Source organism: Kitasatospora sp. NPDC085895 (genome assembly GCF_040702125.1).
GTDB classification, from domain to species: Bacteria; Actinomycetota; Actinomycetes; order Streptomycetales; family Streptomycetaceae; genus Kitasatospora; species Kitasatospora arboriphila.
Window position 1 is genome coordinate 250,282 of the sequence record NZ_JBFBJY010000001.1, and the last position, 16,495, is coordinate 266,776.

The following is a 16,495-nucleotide window of genomic DNA, read 5'->3' on the forward strand; positions in this document are numbered from 1 at the left end:
GGCACTGCCGATCCTCCCACGCCGCCGGCGGCGGCCCGACCGGATCGCCCGGGCCGCCGGGGCCGCCGGGGCCGGGGCCGCCCGGGCTCAGAGGCCGAGGTCGTCCAGTTCCTTGAGCAGCGCGGCCCGCGGGCTCTCCGGCGGCGTGCCGGGCGCGGCCGCGCCCCGGGCGGCCACGGCGGCGGCGGACCCCGGCCCGGTGTCCGCCGCAGGCCCGGCGTCGGTGGCACCGGCGCGAACCGTCCGGGCGCCGCGGTCGCGCAGCAGCCAGGCGCCGAGCAGGCCGCCGACCAGTCCGCCGAGGTGCCCCAGCCAGCTCACGCCCGGGGTGCCCGGCACCGCGGTGGTGAGGATGTAGGCGAACGAGGCCGCCATCACCAGGCCGACCAGGCTGTCGATGAGGTTCCGGTCGATCACGCCGCGCAGCACCACGTAGCCGAAGTAGCCGTAGATCAGGCCGCTCGCCCCGACCGTCACCATCTGCTCGCTCTCGAAGAGCCAGACGGCGGCCCCGCTGGTGAGCGCCACCAGCAGGGTCAGGCCGAGGAACTTCTTCACCCCGCGGTAGGCGGCGAGGAAGCCGAAGACGAACAGCGGGCCCGAATTGCTCTCCACGTGCTGCCAGTTCACGTGCAGCAGCGGGGCCGCGAGGACGTCCGGGAGCCGCTCGGGCCGGTGCGAGCGGATGCCGAAGTCGAGGGTGAGCGCGTAGTCGCCGAGCCAGTTGGCCAGTTGCAGGGCCCACACCGTGCAGAGGAAGGCGAACATCACGAAGAACGCCCGCCGCGCCTCGGCGACGGTTCGGGCCGGGTCGGATTCGGTGCGCTGCACGGTCGCCATGACGCGACTATAGGGGGCGGCCAGGGGCCGGGACAGGCCTCCGGAGCGGCCGGAAAGGCCCTCGCCCGTCCGGAGCAAATGGCGGATCATGTGAAGGAAGTGATCCCCGTACAGTGTTGATGCATCAACGGGTGCACACAGTCTCGTAGAGTTTGCGCGTGCCCTCTCTGCGTCAACCCGTGGGACCGTTGCCCGCCTCGATCTACTGGCGACGGCGTCTTGTCGTGCTCGTCGCGCTGGCCGTCGTCGCGGCGCTGGTGATCTGGCTCCTCACCGGATCGGGCGACGGCGGCGGCCAGGGGCAGAAGAAGACCTCGCAGGCCGCCCCGGTCCAGTCGATCACGCCCGGCGCCAGCCCCTCCGGCTCGGCCATCACCTCGCGCCCCGGCGGCACCGGTGGTACGGGCGGCGGTGCCGCGGCGGCCGGTGGCACCGGCGCCTCCGGCGGAGACGTCAGTCTCTCCACCGGCGGTACGGGCGGCGGCAGTTCGGACGGCGCCGGCAGCACCGCGGGCGGCACGGACGGCTCCGCGGCGGGCGGCACCGGCAGCGGCACGGGCGGCGGCCAGCCACCGACCAACACCCCCGACGTGATGGCCCTGCCGGCCTGCGCGGCCTCCCAGGTCTCGCTGGAGCTGGCGAGCGGCCTCAACTCGTACACCGTCCAGGTCAAGCCGAGGTTCTCGCTGACCGTCCGCAACACCTCGGACACCGGCTGCCGGGTGGACCTCGGCCGCACGGCGTCGACGCTGACCGTCACCGCCAGCAACGGCGAGCGGGTCTGGTCCTCGGGCGACTGCCCGGCGAACCGGCAGGCCACCTGGGTGCAACTGGCCGCCGGGGCGGGGCTGACCGAGAACTTCACCTGGAGCCGCAACCGCAGCAAGCCGCAGTGCGCCTCCGCCGACGGCACCGCGGCCGGCGCCGGCAACTACCTCGTCCAGGCGGCCCTGGCCGGCCCGGCCGGCGGCCCGGTCTCGGCCCGGACCTCCATCCGCCTGGAGGACTGAACCACCGGTACCGCAACGGCCCGTCCCCGACACCTCGGGGGCGGGCCGTTGCGCACGGTCGCGGGCACCCGGTGCGGCAGTTTTCGGCCGGCCCGGCACCGCGCGGTGTGACGGGCGTGTGTCGGCCGTCCGACGCGGCGTCACCGGCGGGTGTCGGCGGCGGCGGTGCGCCCCGGTACGTCCCGGTTCGCAGGCCCGAATGCTGCACGCCTGTGTGAAGCCTGTGCGGTGTCGGGAAAGCCTCTTTGACGCGGACCTGCCGGACGGCAGAGTGGTGGCAGCAGCCGGCCCGTCCGCCCCACCGGACGGGCCGGTGGTGCTCCCGCCCCGCGGCGGGGCCGGGGGCGTCAGACGTAGCGTTCGAGGATCGACGACTCGGCCAGCCGGGAGAGCCCCTCGCGCACCGAGCGGGCCCTGGTCTCGCCGACGCCCTCGACCGTCTGCAGGTCGTCGATGCTGGCCGCCAGCAGCTTCTGCAGCCCGCCGAAGTGCTCGACCAGCCGCTCGATCACGGTGTTCGGCAGGCGGGGCACCTTGGCGAGCAGCCGGTAGCCGCGCGGCGAGACCGCCGAGTCCAGCGACTCCAGCGAGCCCGAGTAGCCGAGCGCCTTGACCACCGTCTGCAGGTCGAGCAGCTCGGCGTGGGTGAGCGCCTCCAGGTCGGCGAGCACCTCGGTGACCGTCCGGCCCCTCTTCGCGGCCCGCTCGGGGAAGTAGTCCCGGGCGACGAGCTCGCGCTCCGGCTCCACGCCGGCGATCAGCTCGTCCAGTTGCAGCGAGAGCAGCCGGCCGTCGGTGCCGAGCTCCAGCACGTAGCCGGCGATCTCGGCGGCGATCAGCCGGACCATCTCCAGCCGCTGGACGACCGCGGCCACGTCGCGGACGGTCACCAGGTCCTCGATCTCCAGCGCGGAGAGCGTGCCGGCGACCTCGTCCAACCGGAGCTTGTACCGCTCCAGGGTGGCCAGCGCCTGGTTGGCGCGGGAGAGGACGGTGGTGGAGTCCTCCAGCACCCGGCGGCTGCCGTTGACGTACATCGCGATCAGCCGCATCGAGTGCGAGACGGCGACCACCGGGAACCCGGTCTGCCGGTTCACCCGCTCGGCGGTGCGGTGGCGGGTGCCCGTCTCGTCGGTCGGGATGGCGGAGTCGGGCATCAGGTGCACGCCGGCCCGGACGATCTTGGTGATGTCCTTGTCCAGGATCACCGCGCCGTCGAGCTTGCAGAGCTCGCGCAGCCGGGTGGCGGTGAACTCGACGTCCAGCACGAAACCGCCGGTGCAGAGCGACTCCACGCTCTTGTCGAAGCCGAGCACGATGAGCCCGCCGGTGTTGGCCCGCAGCACGCGCTCCAGGCCGTCCCGCAGCGCCGTGCCGGGCGCGATCGCACTGAGGGAGGCCCGCAGCAGGGCCTCCTCGCGGGGGGACCTGTCCGCCCGGTCGCTGGCTGCCACGTGACTCCTCCGGTCGAGCCGGACCGCGTGGCGCGGCACCCGACGGTCTCTCGCTTATTACTGCACCGATTACCGATTGCCCATTAGACAGGGCAAAGTCTAACTGCGTGCGGCAATAGCGGGGCCGGAGTCAGTCGAGTTCGTCCGCCCCGACCGGCTCCCAGCCGTCCATCAGCTCCTCCGGGTGGGCCGGGACGTAGGCCTGCAGGGCCGCCCGGGCCGGGTCGCCGGCACCGCCGCGGGGGGCGGCGACCGGCGGGGCGGACGGCTCCTGGCGGGGCCGCGCGGGCCGGCGGCGGCCCGGGATCGCCCGCAGCGCCTCACCGATGTCCGACACCTCCACCACCTTCATCCCCGGCGGCACCTTGCCCGGGTCCGGCGGGACGAGCGCGTGGGTGAAGCCCAGCCGGTGCGCCTCGGCGAGCCGGCGCTGCACGCCCGTCACCCGGCGCACCTCGCCCGCCAGGCCGACCTCGCCGATGGCGACCAGGTTGCTCGGCAGCGGGGTGTCGGAGGAGGAGCTGGCCACCGCCAGGGCGATGGCGAGGTCCGCGGAGGGCTCGGTGAGCTTCACGCCGCCGACCGTCGCGGTGTAGATGTCCTGCTTGCCCAACTTCACCCCGCCGTGGCGCTCGACGACCGCCAGGATCATCGCGATGCGCGGCGACTCCAGGCCGGAGGTCGTCCGGCGCGGCGAGGGGATCTGCGAATCCACCATCAGCGCCTGCACCTCGGCGACCAGCGGGCGCCGGCCCTCCAGGGTGACGGTCAGGCAGGTGCCCGGCACCGGCTTGTCACGCCTGGTCAGGAACAGCCCGGACGGATCGGCGAGGCCCGCGATCCCCTCGTCGTGCAGCTCGAAGCAGCCGACCTCGTCGGTCGCCCCGTAGCGGTTCTTGACCCCGCGGATGATCCGTAGCCGGGCGTGCCGGTCGCCCTCGAAGGACAGCACCACGTCGACCAGGTGCTCCAGCAGGCGGGGGCCGGCGATCTGGCCGTCCTTGGTGACGTGGCCGACCAGCAGGGTCGCCATGCCGCGCTCCTTGGAGGCCCTGATCAGCGCGTTCGCCACCTCGCGGACCTGGGCCGGGCCGCCGGGCGCGCCGTCCAGCTCGGCGGAGGCGATGGTCTGCACCGAGTCGAGGATCAGCAGCCCCGGGTTCACCGCCTCGATGTGGCCGAGCACCGCCCCGAGGTCCGACTCGGCGGCCAGGTAGAGGTGCTCGGAGAGCGCGTTGATCCGGTCGGCACGCAGCCGGACCTGGCCGGCCGACTCCTCGCCGGTGACGTACAGCGTGCGGTGCCGGTCGCTCGCGGCCTTGGCGGCCACGTCCAGCAGCAGGGTGGACTTGCCGACGCCGGGCTCGCCCGCGAGCAGCACCACGGCACCGGGCACCAGGCCGCCGCCGAGCACCCGGTCCAGCTCCGGCACGCCGGTGGTGCGGGCCGTCGCCACCTGGCCGTCGACCTGGCCGATCGGCTTCGCCGGGGAGCTGACCGGGCCGGCCGCGGTCGTCCGCAGCGGGACGGCGCCGTACTCCTCGACGGTGCCCCAGGAGTTGCACTCCGGGCAGCGGCCCACCCACTTGGGGAGCTGGTTGCCGCACTCGGTGCAGCGGTACGCCGGGCGCGGCTTGGCGGTGGTCTTGGTGCGGGCTGCCATGCGGCCAACCGTAGCCGGTGGGTCCGACAACGCGGGCCGGGCCGGTCCGCGGCGGCCCGGCCGGCCCCGATGCGCGGGGGGGCACGGGGCATCCGGACGGCGTGCGCGGGCCGGATGCGCGCGGGGTCACGGGTGGGCCGGTGCTGTTACCCGAAAGAAGTACAAGCGCCGGGAAACCACCGGACCGGGCGAATCCCGTCCCTACCGTCGGATCCGTGACGAGCTTGCTTGAGAGCCCGGTGGCCTCCGCCGGGGCACCGGTCCTGCACGCCTACGGGCAGCACGTGGACGGCCTGTTCACCTACTGCCTCTCCGTCCTGTGCGAGCACGACGCCGCCGTGGCCGCCGTCGCCGAGGTCCGCGACCTGGCGCTGCGGCACGGCGGCCGGCTCGCCGAGCCGGCGCTCCGCCGGGCCTGGCTGTACGCCCTGGCCCGGCACTGCTGCCTGCGCCGCCTGGAGTCCGGGGCCGAGGCCGCCTTCACCGGCGCCCCCGTGCGCGAGCCCGCGCCGCCGACCGGCACCCGGTCCGGTCCGCCCGCCCCCGCCCCTGTCGCTGTCCCTGCCGGGAAGGTGCGCGCCGGACGGGCCGGGGCGGGCGGACGGACCGCGGGCGCGGCGAAAGCCCCGCGCGCCGCGGGCGGCGCGCGCACGACGGCCACGGGAACCGGCACCGCCACCGGCACGGGCACGACCGGCGCGGGCGGGATCGGCCCGGCCCGCGCGGCCGGGGCCGCCGTGCTCGCCCAGCGCCGCGAGGAGCTGGCCCGGCTGGCCTGGCCCGAGGCGGCCGGCACCGGCCCCGAGCAGCGCGAGGCGCTGGAGCTGGCGGTCCGTCACGGGCTGGCGCCGGAGGAGGTGGCGGCCGTGCTGGCCGTACCGCTGCCGGCCGCCGAGGAGCTGCTGGAGACGGCCGCCGCCGAGGTCGGGCGCACCCGCGCGGCCCTGCTGGTGCTCGCCGCGGGCGGCTGCCCGGAGCTCGCCCAGCTCGGCGGGGCGGGCGCGGAGGGCCGCAGCGGCTGGGTGCTCGGCCCGGCACTCCGCCGCGAGCTGGTGCAGCACGTGGTGGACTGCCCGACCTGCCGCGGCACCACGGAGCGGGTGGCGGCCGAACCGCAGCCCGGTCCGGCCGGCCTGGCGGACACGGCGGGGCTGCCGCTGCTGCCGGCGCCGGTGACGGTGCGGGTGGCGACCACCGCGGCCCAGGTCCCGGGCGGGGCCGCGGGCGCGGCCTTCCTGGCGGGCGCCGCGGCCGGCCGGCGGCTGGCCGCCGCACCCGGCCAGGGGCCCGCGGCGATCCGCTTCGACCAGCGGGGCTTCCCCCGGCACCGGGCCCCCTCCGCGAGGCTGGCGGTGGTCCGGCAGCGGGTGGTGACCACCGGTGTCCTGGCGGCCGTCCTGACGGCGCCGGTGGTGGCGCTGTGGGCGGCGTACCGCGGTGGCGGCGAGGGTGTCGGGTCGGCCTCGCCGGTCTCCTCCGTCCGGGTGGACTCACCGGGGCTCTCCCCGGACGCGTCCGGGGAGGAGCAGCCGACCGTGCCGGACGCCGTCGCCGACGGGAACGGTGCGGAGCAGGGCGAGGGCCTGCGACTGGCGGGGGCGTCGACTGCAGAAACGTTGCTGCCCGTGGTCGAGGGTGCCGCCGTCCCGGTGCCCTCGCACGGCTCCCGCAAGCTGGCCGCGGCCGAGGTCGCTCCCGCGGCACCGACGCCGCCCGCCCGGCCGGGGCAGCTCTCCGTGGAGGCCAGCGAGTGGGGCAACCGCACGGTGATCACCCTCACCAACTCCGGCGGTACCGGCATCCACTGGCACGCCGTGGTCGAGGTGGGCTGGCTGCGGCTCAGCCGGGACGAAGGCACCCTGGAGCCCGGTCAGCGGATCACCGTGACGGTGACGGTGGACGAGGAGCGCGTCCCGGTCGGGCACTGGACGGCGAGGATCGCGCTGCCGCCGTCGGAGGCCGTGGTGACCCTGGAGGGTGGGCCCGTCCAGCGCGGCGGGCAGCCCGACGGCCCGTCGGACAGCGGCTCGCCCGCCCCCGCCACACCCACCGGCACACCCGGCACGGGTTCGGGCGGCACCGGCTCCGGGGGCACCCCGTCCGGCGGCACCGGCTCGGGCGGCAGCTCCTCGGAGCCCGGCGGCAGCCGGAGTCCCGAGCCCGGCGGCACGGGCGGTAACGGCGGCACGAGCGGCAGTGGTGGGACAGGCGGGTCGGGCGGGACCGGGGGTGGGTCGGGCGGTGCGTCCGGTCCTGCCGGTGACCCCTCTCCGCCGGCCGCCGAGGGCTCCGGTCCGGCGCACGGCAGCGATCCCGCACCGGGTCGGGACGCCGCCTCTCCGCCGCCCTCCGGCGGCGCCACCCCCTGATCCCAGCCCGGCCCCGGCCCTGACCGGACGGCCCCGGCCCCGGACGGCCCCGGCCCGCCGTCCGGTCAGGGCTGCGCGGCCCCGGTCCGCCGTCCGGTGTCGTCCACCGCGCGGTCCCAGACCGGGTCGACGGCGATCACCCGGAGCTGGTCGACGGTCAGCGGAGGGTCGGTGCGGCTGGCGGTCTCGCCGACCTCGGAGGAGTTCCACTCGGTGACCGAGACCCGCTTGCCGGAGGCGGTGGCGAGCAGGCACCACCAGGACTTGGCCCCGGTGTCGGCGTAACCGGACTTCCAGGTCATCAGGGCGGAGCCGTCCGGCAGCTCCGCCCGGCTGCAGGTCACCTCGGGGTGCTTCGGTTCGGGGCACGCGGTGGACTGCAGCACCGTCCGCACGGTGTCGCGCCAGACCGCCGTCCGGACGCCGGCCCGGCCGTGGCCGTCGTCCACGGTGATCTCCACCAGCGGCGCCGTTCCGGCCTCGGCGGAGCCGGCCGTCCCGGTGCCGCGGACGTCGACGATCCGCCAGCCGTCCAGGTGCGGTCTGAGGGCCGCCACCATCTCCTGGTCGGTCATCCCCGAGCCGGCGGCGGAGTCCGCCGCCGTCCGGTAGGACCGGCCGGGGCCGCCGGGGACGGTCGCCAGCAGGGCTCCGCCGCCCGCGATCACGGCCAGTGCGGCCGTCCCGCCGATCACGGAGGCGACCCGGCGGCGGCGCAGGGCCCGGCCGCGCTCCACGGCGCCGAGCACGATCTGCGGACGGTCGGCCAGGAAGCCGTCACCGGCCTCCCGGAAGAGCTGGACGAGCTCCTCCTCGGGGAGTGGCTCGGGTGCGTCGGACATGGCTGGTTCACCGTCTCTGCGGTCGGATCGGGTGGTTCTCGATGGTCGGACGGGGTGGTCGGACGGGAACGGTCGGGCGGCGCGGCGCTCGGGTGGGCACGGTCAGCGCAGGGCGAGGTCGGGGAGGGCGTCGCCGATCAGCGCCCGCAGCCGGGTGAGCGCCCGTGAGGTCTGCGTCCGGACGGCGCCCGGACTGGCCCCCAGCAGTTCCGCGGTCTCCTCGACGCTGACGTCCTCCCAGTAGCGGAGGACCAGGACGGCGCGGTCCCGCGGCGAGAGCCGGGCGAGCGCCTCGATCAGGGTGACCCGCAGCGAGGAGTCGCCGGCCGGGGCGGCCCGGTCCGGCAGGTCCCCGACCGGGCGCTCGGTGCTGCTGCGACGCCGGACGTGCGAGAGGAACAGGCGGTAGAGCACGCCCTGGGCGTAGGCCGCGGGGTTGTCGATCCGCTTGGTTCCGGGACGCCAGCCGCCGGTGCGCCAGACCGCGTACATCCGGCCGAGCGTCTCCTGGACGAGGTCCTCGGCGAGGTGGGTGTCGCCGCCCGTCAGCAGGCAGGCGGAACGGTAGAGATGGCTCGATCGGGTCGCCGCGAACTCCAGGAACTCGTCGTCCCTGGCGCCGCGTCCCGGTCCTCCCCCGGCCATGCCCGTCCCCACCTCCCCGCTGTGCGCTCCCTGCTGTGCGCTTCCTCCTGTAGGACGCGCCGGGGACGGCACGGCGTTACAGCCCGGGCCGCCCATTCTCCGGACGCCCGTTCGGGTGCGACGGGGCGGGCGGGTGCGGGGCAGGGCCGGGGCGGGGCTCAGGGGCCGGGGAGCAGCGGCGGCCGCTGCCAACGGCCGTCGAGGACGGTGGGCTCGGGGCCGTACACCCGCAGCACGGCCATGAAGGGCCCGGCCGGGACGGCCAGCCAGTTGGCCTGCTCCCGCGGGTCCTCGGGGCGTTCGTGGCGGAGCCGGAGGGTCAGGCCGCCGTCCTCGTCGGCGGTGAGGCCGGGGGTGCGGTCGCCGATCGAGTACCGGTCGACGGGGTGGTCGACGAGCAGTTGGTCGGGCAGTCCGTAGACGGTGACGGACCAGAAGTACCGGGTGGGCGGGCGGCCCCCGGGAGGGAAGCGGAGGAGGTAGGAGCGGACCGAGCCGTCTATCGGGCGGCCGCCCGCGCTGCCCGGGCCGTCCGCGCTGCCCGGGCCGTCCGGGCCGTCCGGGCCGTCCGGGTCGTCCTCGGTGGTCCAGGCGGTGTACCAGGCCTCCTCGACCGGCAGTCCGTACAGGCCGCGCAGCACACCGATCGCCCGGCCGAGGTGGTCGGTGCCGAGCTGGACCCTCGTCCCGAACAGGGCGGTGGAGTCGTGGCTCCCGGCCACCGCCGCGCCCAGCCTGGTCCGGGCGTCGGCGATTCCCCGGACCATCGCCCCGCGGATCTCCAGGGGCAGCGCGGCGGGTTCGAAGTCCCCGGTTCCGACGCCGAGTTCGGCGAGGCGGCGGCGCAGGTCGGCGTCGGCCGGCAGCACCGGGAAGAAGCCCAGCAGGAAGTCCAGGAAGGAGAAGAACTCCAGGCCGTCGAGGACCTCCTCGCGCCAGGCCGGCCAGACCGGGTCGGGCGCGGACGGCGGCGGTTCGGTGCCCAGGTGGGCGCTGAGCGGGCGCAGCCGGTAGCCGGCCTGGACCCGCTCCAGGGCGGGGACGTCCTCGGGCCCCGCCAGGTGGGTCCGTCCGACGATGCCGACCAGCCGGGTGTCGGCGTGTAGGACGCCCTCGAAGCCCTCGCCCGGAGTGTCGCGGTGGTCCGGGCCGAGGACGAGGTGGCGGCCGGCGCCGTTGCCGGTGGTGCGGGAGCCGACGAAGCCCACGTAGCAGGTGTCGAGGTCGTGCAGCGGCAGCACGTGGTAGCGGTCGGTGGCCGGGACCTCCAGCACCCACGGCTCGGCCCGCAGGTCGAGCCGGGCCAGCGAGTACGGGGTGTCGTTGTTGGGGGTGACGACGTCGGTGTTGGCCGGTGTGAAGGGGTGCGGGTAGTGGCGGAAGACGCCGAAGCCGCCGACGTAGCGGGGGTCCGCCTCGTCGACGGCCTGCGCGTGGAGCGTCCGGTAGTTCTCCAGCATCGGCAGCCCCCAGATCCAGGCCTCCGCCGCCGTGCCCCGCACCGTGGCCTCATCCACCAGGACCGGATTACCCATGCCGCCACACTCCCCTCGGACGAATCGGTACGAAGTGAGACCAATGACCCGTCGGCCCGGCCGGTGGCCGACGCCGCCGCCCGGTCCGCCAGGAGTGAACGCCCGTGTGCGGACGGACCGCGCCGGAGAGGGTCACCGGTATGAACATCCTCATCCTCGGCGGCTCGTCCTTCCTCGGCCGTGCCTACGTCTCCGACGCCCTCGCCCGCGGTCACCGGGTCACCACCTTCAACCGCGGCGTCACCGGGCCCGACCGGACCGGCGTCGAAGCCGTCCACGGCGACCGCACCAGAGCGGAGGACCTCGCCCGGCTCGTCGACGGCCGCAGCTGGGACGCCGTCGTCGACACCTCCGGCCAGCAGCCGCACGCCGTCGCGCAGGCCGCCCGGCTGCTGCGCGGCCGCGCCGGCCACTACAGCTTCGTCTCCTCGATCCACGCCTTCGCCGACTGGCCCGCCCGGCCGGTGGACGAGACCTCCGCCACCTTCGACTGCCCGGCCGACACCCCGCCGGACCAGCCCCCCGCCAACGCGCTGAAGGCCGGCTGCGAGCGGGCCGTGACGGAGCACTTCGGCGAGGACTCCACGCTGCTCAACTGCGGTCTGCTGATCGGTCCGCACGAGAACGTCGGCCGACTGCTCTGGTGGCTGGAACGGATCGCCCGCGGCGGGCAGGTCATCCTCCCCGGCGATCCGGAGCGCGCCATGCAGCTGATCGACGCCCGCGACTTCGCCGCCTTCGGACTCGGCCTGCTGGAGCAGGGCCGGACCGGCCGGTACGTCACCACCGGGCCGGCCGGCGGGACCACCATGGGCGCGATGCTGCGCGCCTGCGCCGAGGCCACCGGTGCCGACGCCGAGTTCGTGCCCGTCACCGACGGGGCGCTGCTCGCCGCCGGGGTCGCACCCTGGACGGAGCTGCCACTGTGGACGCCCGACGAGCCCGACTGGGCCGGCATCTGGCGGGCCGACACCTCCCGGGCCCGGGAGGCCGGCCTGCGCAACCGGACCGTCGAGGAGACCGTCCGCGACACCTGGGCCTGGATCGGGCGGCGCGGCCCCCGCGACGCCCCCTACACCCAGGGCGGGACGCCGCTGGGCATCGCCGAGGAGAAGGAGAAGGAGCTCCTCGCCGCCGCGGGGGCGGCCGGGGGCGCCTGACGGCCGCGGCCGCGGCCCGGTGCCGACGGTCCGCTCGTCAGTGGGAGCGCCGGGTGACGAGTTCGGCGAGGGCGAGCAGGTCGTCCGCCTCGGAGGGATCGGGGATGGCCTCGGCGAGGTGGGCGATGGCCGAGGCCATCCGTTCGCAGGACTCGCCCTGGGCCCAGCTGCGGCCCCCGGCCCGGTCGACCGCGGCGGCGGCCCGCTGCAGTTCGGCGACGTTGAGCGGACGGTCCAGTGCGTAGAGCGCGGCGAGCTCGGTCGCGGCGGCGGTGCCGCTGCTCAGCGCGTACACCACCGGCAGCGACTTCTTCCGGGCGGCGAGGTCGGCACCGACGGGCTTGCCGGTGACGGCCGGGTCACCCCAGATGCCGATGAGGTCGTCGATCAGCTGGAAGGCCAGGCCGATCTCCCGGCCGAAGGCGTCCATCACGTCGGCGACCGCCTCGCCCGCCCCGGCGTAGAGCGCGCCCACGGCGCAGGCGCAGCCGAGCAGGGCCCCCGTCTTGCCCTCGGCCATGGCCAGGCACTCCGCCAGGGTGACGTCGCTGCGCTGCTCGAAGGAGCAGTCGGCCTGCTGGCCGGCGCAGAGTTCGACCACGCAGTCCGCGAGCCGGCGGACGGCCGCCGGGGCGGCGGGGTGGGTGTCCTCGGCGAGGACGCGCAGGGCCAGGGAGTGCATGGCGTCGCCGGCCAGGATCGCCTCGGTGGTGCCGAACACCCGCCAGGCGGTGGGGCGGTGGCGGCGGGTGCGGTCGCGGTCGATGACGTCGTCGTGGAGGAGCGTGAAGTTGTGCACCAGCTCCACCGCGGCGGCGGCCCGGACGGCGGAGCCGGGGAGGCCGCCGGCCGCCTGGGTGGCGGCGAGCACCAGCGCCGGACGGATCGCCTTGCCGGAGCCGGTCGTGCCGGGCGTGCCGTCCGCCTCCCACCAGCCGAAGTGGTAGCCGGCGATGCGGCGCATCGAGCCCGGCAGGGTGTCGACGGCGGCGCGCAGGCCCGGGTCGACGGCGCTGCGGGCACGGGCCAGCACGTCGGCGGCCTCGTTCCCGTCGGTCTGGTCGCGTTCCGGCGCGAAGATCCCCATGGTGGTCCTCCCCCTCGGTGTGGCGGCGCGGGCGGCCGTGCGGCGCCGCCCGTGCCGTGGTGCTGTCTCCTGCTGCTGTCGTGCTCGCGTGCCCGTCGTGCAGGTGTGCCGCCCCGGCCGCGGCGGGTGTCCCGGATCAGCCGCGCGGGCCGTCCAGGACGACGTTCTCCAGGACGCCCACCGCGTCCGGGACGAGGATCGCGGCGGAGTAGTACGCGGTGACCAGGTAGGAGATGACCGCCTTCTCGTCGATGCCGGCGAACCGCACCGAGAGGCTCGGCTCGTACTCGTCCGGGATGCCGGTCTGGTGCAGGCCGATCGCCCCCTGCTTGTCCTCGCCGGTGCGCATGGCGAGGATCGGGCTGGTGCCGTCGGTGATCGGGATCTTGTTGCAGCTGAGGATCGGCACCCCGCGCCAGGCCGGCACCCGGCGGCCGTGGACCTCCACCGGGGCGGGGTACAGGCCGCGGCGGTTGCACTCGCGGCCGAAGGCGGCGATCGCCCGCGGGTGGGCCAGGTAGAACTTGGTGCCACGGCGGCGGCTGAGCAGGTTGTCCATGTCGTCGGGGGTGGGCGGGCCGGAGTGGGTCTGGATGCGCTGGCTGTGGTCCGCGTTGGCGAGCAGGCCGAAGTCGGGGTTGTTGACCAGCTCGTGCTCCTGGCGCTCGCGCAGCGCCTCGACGGTGAGCCGCAGCTGCTGCTCGGTCTGGTCCATCGGCTCGTTGTAGAGGTCGGCGACCCGGGTGTGCACCCGCAGCACCGTCTGGGCGACGCTCAGCTCGTACTCGCGGGGGGCGAGTTCGTAGTCGACGAAGGTCGTGGGCAGCCGGTGCTCGCCGGTGTGGCCGGCGGACATCTCGATCGCGGCCTCGCCGTACTTGTTCCGCGGGCGCCGGTCGCCCTCGGCGAGGGCCCTGGCGCGCTCACGCAGCTCCGGTGCGGTGGCCGCGACCTGCTCGAAGGCGGCACGCGGCAGCGTGAGCAGGGTGCCGGCGGTGGTGGCGCGCAGGCCGACCGGCCAGCGGGCGTCCGGGCCGAGCAGCGCCTCGTCGCCCAGGTGGTCGCCGTCGGCGTGCGAGCCGAGCACGGTGGCGTCGCCGTAGCGCCCGGTGCCGTGCCGCTCGACCTTGCCGTGCGCGACCAGCAGCAGCTCGCCGAGCGGGTCGCCCTCGGCCGCCAGCTGCTCGCCGGCCCGGAACTCCCGCTGCACGAAGCCGGCGGCCAGGGCGGCGAGCAGGGCGTCGTCCTGCACGTCGCGCAGCAGCGGCAGCTCGCGCAGCGAGGGCGGCAGGACCTCGACCCGGGAGCCCGTGCGGAAGAACGCCACCCGGCCGCTGCCGACCGCGTGGCTGAGCCGGCGGTTCACCCGGTACGTGCCGCCGGACACCTGCACCCAGGGGAGCATCCGCAGCAGCCAGCGCGAGCTGATCTCCTGCATCTGGGGCGCCGACTTGGTGGTGCTGGCCAGATTCCGCGCACCGGCCGTGCTCAGGCTGGACTGCTGCCGCGGCTGCGGCTCGCCCTCCTGCGCATGAACGCCAATGCTGGTTTCGGTCGACATCGAGGAACCCTTCGCGCGAGGCATGCGCACACCGGACGTGCCGCTTTGTCAAAATATGCTGACGCCCATTCGGCCCCGTCCGCAATCACTCGTACGAGTGGTCAATTCGCGCCTACAAATAGTATGAATAGAGCACGCACTCGAAAATGCGGCCCGCCGACCGAACGCCGCCCTGGCGCCGCCGCGGCCCGAAGCCGACACGGGCACGTCCATCGTCACCGGGCCGCCGGCCGTCCCGCCCGCGCCGACCGGTGCTGAATTCATCTGACCGCAACATGCCGGAACCCGACGTCACCGGCCCGTCATCGATCACCAACTAGCCTGATGCACAGTGATGTTGATCGACCGCCAGCACGACACCCCACCCCCCGTCCGCCCGGCCCGGCGCGGGCGCTAAGGTGCCACCTCAAGAGCGCGGCAACACGCCGGCAGGCAGGCCGCCCCGACCGCGCCCTCCCACCGTTGCGCCCTTTTCCAGGGAGACCCCCGTGAGCGCCCCCGTTCGCGTCTGGCTGAACCGTACCTACGCCGAGAACGTCTTCTTCATCGACCTGTTGCGCGCCGCTCCGCGCCCGGTCGAGATCCATGCCACGCACGTCGACCCGGACTCCCCGGTGCTCGCCGCCGCGGACTTCGGATCACTCGAACCCGAGGGCCTCTCCCCCGAGGCCTACGTGGAATTCGCCTTGGAATTCTGCGCCCGGCACAGCATAGACGTCTTCCTCCCCCGGCTGGGCCAACTCGCGATATCCCTGCGCCGGCGCGACTTCGAGGCGATCGGCACCGCGCTGGTGTGCCCGTCGGCCGCGGCGATCGCCGTCTTCGAGAGCAAGGCCGACGGCTACGCGGCGATGGCCGCGGCCGGCCTGCCGGTGCCGCTGTGGCGGCACGTCCGCACCGCCGACGAGCTGCTCGCCGCGGTCGAGGAGATCGAGGAGGAGGGGTCGACGGCCTGCCTCAAGCCCGCCTCCGGGGCCGGCGGCGAGGGCTTCCGGGTGCTCACCAGGGAGCCGTTCAGCCTGCGCCGGCTCACCGGCTTCCCCGACGCGAGCGTCCAGCTCGACCTGGTGCTGAACGCCCTGGAGCAGAGCCCGGAGCCGGCCGACCTGCTGGTGATGCCGCTGCTGGAGGGCCCGGAGGTCTCGGTCGACTGCCTCACCTCGCCGGACGGCCGGCTGCTCGCCGCCGTCGGCCGGACGAAGACCCGGCGCCGCCGGACCTTCACCACCGACCCGCGGTACCTGGAGCCCACCCGCCGGCTCGTCGAGACCTTCGGGGTGTCCTACCTCTCCAACGTCCAGTACCGGCACCACCACGGCCGCCCGGTGGTGCTCGACGTCAACACCCGCCCCTCCGGCGGGCTGCACCAGCTCCGGCTGTGCGGGCTCAACCTGCCGTGGACGGCGGTGCAGCTGGCCCTCGGCGAGGCGCCCGCGACCGCCTTCGCCGCCGACCTGCTCGACACCGAGTACACCCTGGTCTCCGGCATCCAGCCGGTGCTGCCGCGGCAGCGCACCCACGCGTGGCAGCTCGGTGCGGCGGCCGCCGCCGTCTGAACCGCCCGGCCCGGAGCGACCGACGGGCCGGTCAGCCGACCGGCCCGTTCCAGTCCAGCGTCGGCGGCAGCACACCCTCCAGGGTGAGCAGCCAGCGCTTGGTCTCCAGACCCTGCGGGCCGCCGCCGAACCCGCCCAGCCCGTCCGCGGCCACCACCCGGTGGCACGGCACCAGCAGGGCGAGCGGGTTGGCGCCCATCATCTGCCCGACCGTGCGGGCCGCCAGACCGGGTTCCGCGACGTCCTCGAAGACCCCGCTGCGGGCCGCGAGTTCGCCGTAGGTGATGGTCCGCCCGTAGCCGACGTCCGCCACCAGCCGCTCCAGCACCACGCGGTGCGGCCCGGTGGCGAGGCGCCAGTCGATCGGCAGCTCCAACAGCCGCCTGCGGCCGCCGAAGTACTCGGCCAGCTGCCCGGTGACCGCGTCGACCACCCGGCGCTCGGTGCACTCCGGCACCCCCGCCCCGGCCGCCGGCTCACCCGCGTACGAGACCGCCGCGACGCCCGCCGGCGTGACCGCCAGCCGCATCGGACCGGTCGGCAGCGGGGTCGGCACGGTGATCCGGGACAGCGGCTCCATACCGGCGAACCTACCCCGCGCAGGCGCCCGGCGGGGCCGGCCGTCGAAGACCGCCGCGGACCGTCCGCCCCTGCCGCCCGGCGCCCTCCGCGGAGCGGGCACGCCACGGGCCGGGGCGACGGTTCCGGCCGCCGTCCCGGCCGCGACCCGCACCCGGAATCCCGACCGGAGAGCCGACCGGAGTCGATCGGCG

General features: G+C 75.5%; 13 protein-coding genes. 4 read left to right on the plus strand and 9 right to left on the minus strand.

Annotated features, from left to right (window positions below):
- Positions 1 to 87: 87 nt before the first annotated feature.
- The gene (locus AB0442_RS01195) at positions 88 to 840 is read right to left on the minus strand and encodes a rhomboid family intramembrane serine protease (protein WP_366159862.1); all 753 of its coding nucleotides are present in this window, start codon (positions 838 to 840) and stop codon (positions 88 to 90) included.
- Between the two features lie 158 nt (positions 841 to 998).
- Between AB0442_RS01195 and AB0442_RS01200 the strand changes: the two genes are divergently transcribed.
- On the plus strand, positions 999 to 1,850 hold the full coding sequence (locus AB0442_RS01200) for a hypothetical protein (RefSeq protein ID WP_366159863.1): 852 nt from the start codon (positions 999 to 1,001) through the stop codon (positions 1,848 to 1,850).
- Positions 1,851 to 2,197: 347 nt separating this feature from the next.
- On the opposite strand, the gene disA is transcribed toward AB0442_RS01200, so the two are convergent.
- The gene (gene disA / locus AB0442_RS01205) at positions 2,198 to 3,256 is read right to left on the minus strand and encodes a DNA integrity scanning diadenylate cyclase DisA (RefSeq protein WP_363543521.1); all 1,059 of its coding nucleotides are present in this window, start codon (positions 3,254 to 3,256) and stop codon (positions 2,198 to 2,200) included.
- 178 nt (positions 3,257 to 3,434) lie between these two features.
- The gene (gene radA, locus AB0442_RS01210) at positions 3,435 to 4,967 is read right to left on the minus strand and encodes a DNA repair protein RadA (RefSeq protein WP_363543410.1); all 1,533 of its coding nucleotides are present in this window, start codon (positions 4,965 to 4,967) and stop codon (positions 3,435 to 3,437) included.
- A 215-nt stretch (positions 4,968 to 5,182) separates the two neighbouring features.
- Between radA and AB0442_RS01215 the strand changes: the two genes are divergently transcribed.
- Positions 5,183 to 7,336: a sigma-70 family RNA polymerase sigma factor gene (locus tag AB0442_RS01215; protein ID WP_366159864.1), complete on the plus strand. Its 2,154-nt coding sequence runs from the start codon at positions 5,183 to 5,185 to the stop codon at positions 7,334 to 7,336.
- Between the two features lie 65 nt (positions 7,337 to 7,401).
- Here the strand turns inward: AB0442_RS01215 and AB0442_RS01220 are convergent, their stop codons facing one another.
- The 3 genes from AB0442_RS01220 to AB0442_RS01230 form a co-directional block, all read right to left on the minus strand.
- Positions 7,402 to 8,178, minus strand: a complete 777-nt coding sequence (locus tag AB0442_RS01220; RefSeq protein ID WP_366159865.1) for a hypothetical protein — start codon at positions 8,176 to 8,178, stop codon at positions 7,402 to 7,404.
- A gap of 102 nt (positions 8,179 to 8,280) precedes the next feature.
- A complete protein-coding gene (locus AB0442_RS01225) occupies positions 8,281 to 8,823 on the minus strand; it encodes a SigE family RNA polymerase sigma factor (RefSeq protein ID WP_344625274.1) in 543 nt (180 codons plus the stop codon).
- 158 nt (positions 8,824 to 8,981) lie between these two features.
- The gene (locus AB0442_RS01230; protein WP_366159866.1) at positions 8,982 to 10,358 is read right to left on the minus strand and encodes a DUF1254 domain-containing protein; all 1,377 of its coding nucleotides are present in this window, start codon (positions 10,356 to 10,358) and stop codon (positions 8,982 to 8,984) included.
- 140 nt (positions 10,359 to 10,498) lie between these two features.
- On the opposite strand from AB0442_RS01230, the gene AB0442_RS01235 reads away from it, so the two are divergent.
- Positions 10,499 to 11,518 carry an NAD-dependent epimerase/dehydratase family protein gene (locus AB0442_RS01235; protein ID WP_366159867.1) on the plus strand — a complete coding sequence of 340 codons (1,020 nt, stop codon included), beginning with the start codon at positions 10,499 to 10,501 and terminating at the stop codon, positions 11,516 to 11,518.
- A 37-nt stretch (positions 11,519 to 11,555) separates the two neighbouring features.
- Here the strand turns inward: AB0442_RS01235 and AB0442_RS01240 are convergent, their stop codons facing one another.
- Positions 11,556 to 12,605, minus strand: coding sequence for a family 2 encapsulin nanocompartment cargo protein polyprenyl transferase (locus AB0442_RS01240; RefSeq protein ID WP_366159868.1), 1,050 nt, complete (start codon positions 12,603 to 12,605; stop codon positions 11,556 to 11,558).
- A 136-nt stretch (positions 12,606 to 12,741) separates the two neighbouring features.
- Complete coding sequence (locus AB0442_RS01245) at positions 12,742 to 14,166, minus strand: family 2B encapsulin nanocompartment shell protein (RefSeq protein ID WP_366159869.1); 1,425 nt, start codon at positions 14,164 to 14,166, stop codon at positions 12,742 to 12,744.
- A 488-nt stretch (positions 14,167 to 14,654) separates the two neighbouring features.
- Here AB0442_RS01245 and AB0442_RS01250 point away from each other — a divergent pair, with 488 nt between their 5' ends.
- A complete protein-coding gene (locus AB0442_RS01250) occupies positions 14,655 to 15,722 on the plus strand; it encodes an ATP-grasp domain-containing protein (protein ID WP_363543425.1) in 1,068 nt (355 codons plus the stop codon).
- A gap of 31 nt (positions 15,723 to 15,753) precedes the next feature.
- Here the strand turns inward: AB0442_RS01250 and AB0442_RS01255 are convergent, their stop codons facing one another.
- Positions 15,754 to 16,302 (minus strand): methylated-DNA--[protein]-cysteine S-methyltransferase, encoded by a 549-nt coding sequence (locus AB0442_RS01255; protein ID WP_366159870.1) that lies wholly within the window; start codon positions 16,300 to 16,302, stop codon positions 15,754 to 15,756.
- Positions 16,303 to 16,495: the final 193 nt, after the last annotated feature.

Bases quoted from the DNA above. Each gene is read 5' to 3' on its own strand.
- AB0442_RS01230 (WP_366159866.1), bottom strand. From the start codon at position 10,358: ATGGGTAATCCGGTCCTGGTGGATGAGGCCACGGTGCGGGGCACGGCG.
- AB0442_RS01240 (WP_366159868.1), bottom strand. From the start codon at position 12,605: ATGGGGATCTTCGCGCCGGAACGCGACCAGACCGACGGGAACGAGGCC.
- radA (WP_363543410.1), bottom strand. From the start codon at position 4,967: ATGGCAGCCCGCACCAAGACCACCGCCAAGCCGCGCCCGGCGTACCGC.
- AB0442_RS01255 (WP_366159870.1), bottom strand. From the start codon at position 16,302: ATGGAGCCGCTGTCCCGGATCACCGTGCCGACCCCGCTGCCGACCGGT.
- AB0442_RS01245 (WP_366159869.1), bottom strand. From the start codon at position 14,166: ATGTCGACCGAAACCAGCATTGGCGTTCATGCGCAGGAGGGCGAGCCG.
- AB0442_RS01195 (WP_366159862.1), bottom strand. From the start codon at position 840: ATGGCGACCGTGCAGCGCACCGAATCCGACCCGGCCCGAACCGTCGCC.
- AB0442_RS01225 (WP_344625274.1), bottom strand. From the start codon at position 8,823: ATGGCCGGGGGAGGACCGGGACGCGGCGCCAGGGACGACGAGTTCCTG.
- AB0442_RS01220 (WP_366159865.1), bottom strand. From the start codon at position 8,178: ATGTCCGACGCACCCGAGCCACTCCCCGAGGAGGAGCTCGTCCAGCTC.
- AB0442_RS01235 (WP_366159867.1), top strand. From the start codon at position 10,499: ATGAACATCCTCATCCTCGGCGGCTCGTCCTTCCTCGGCCGTGCCTAC.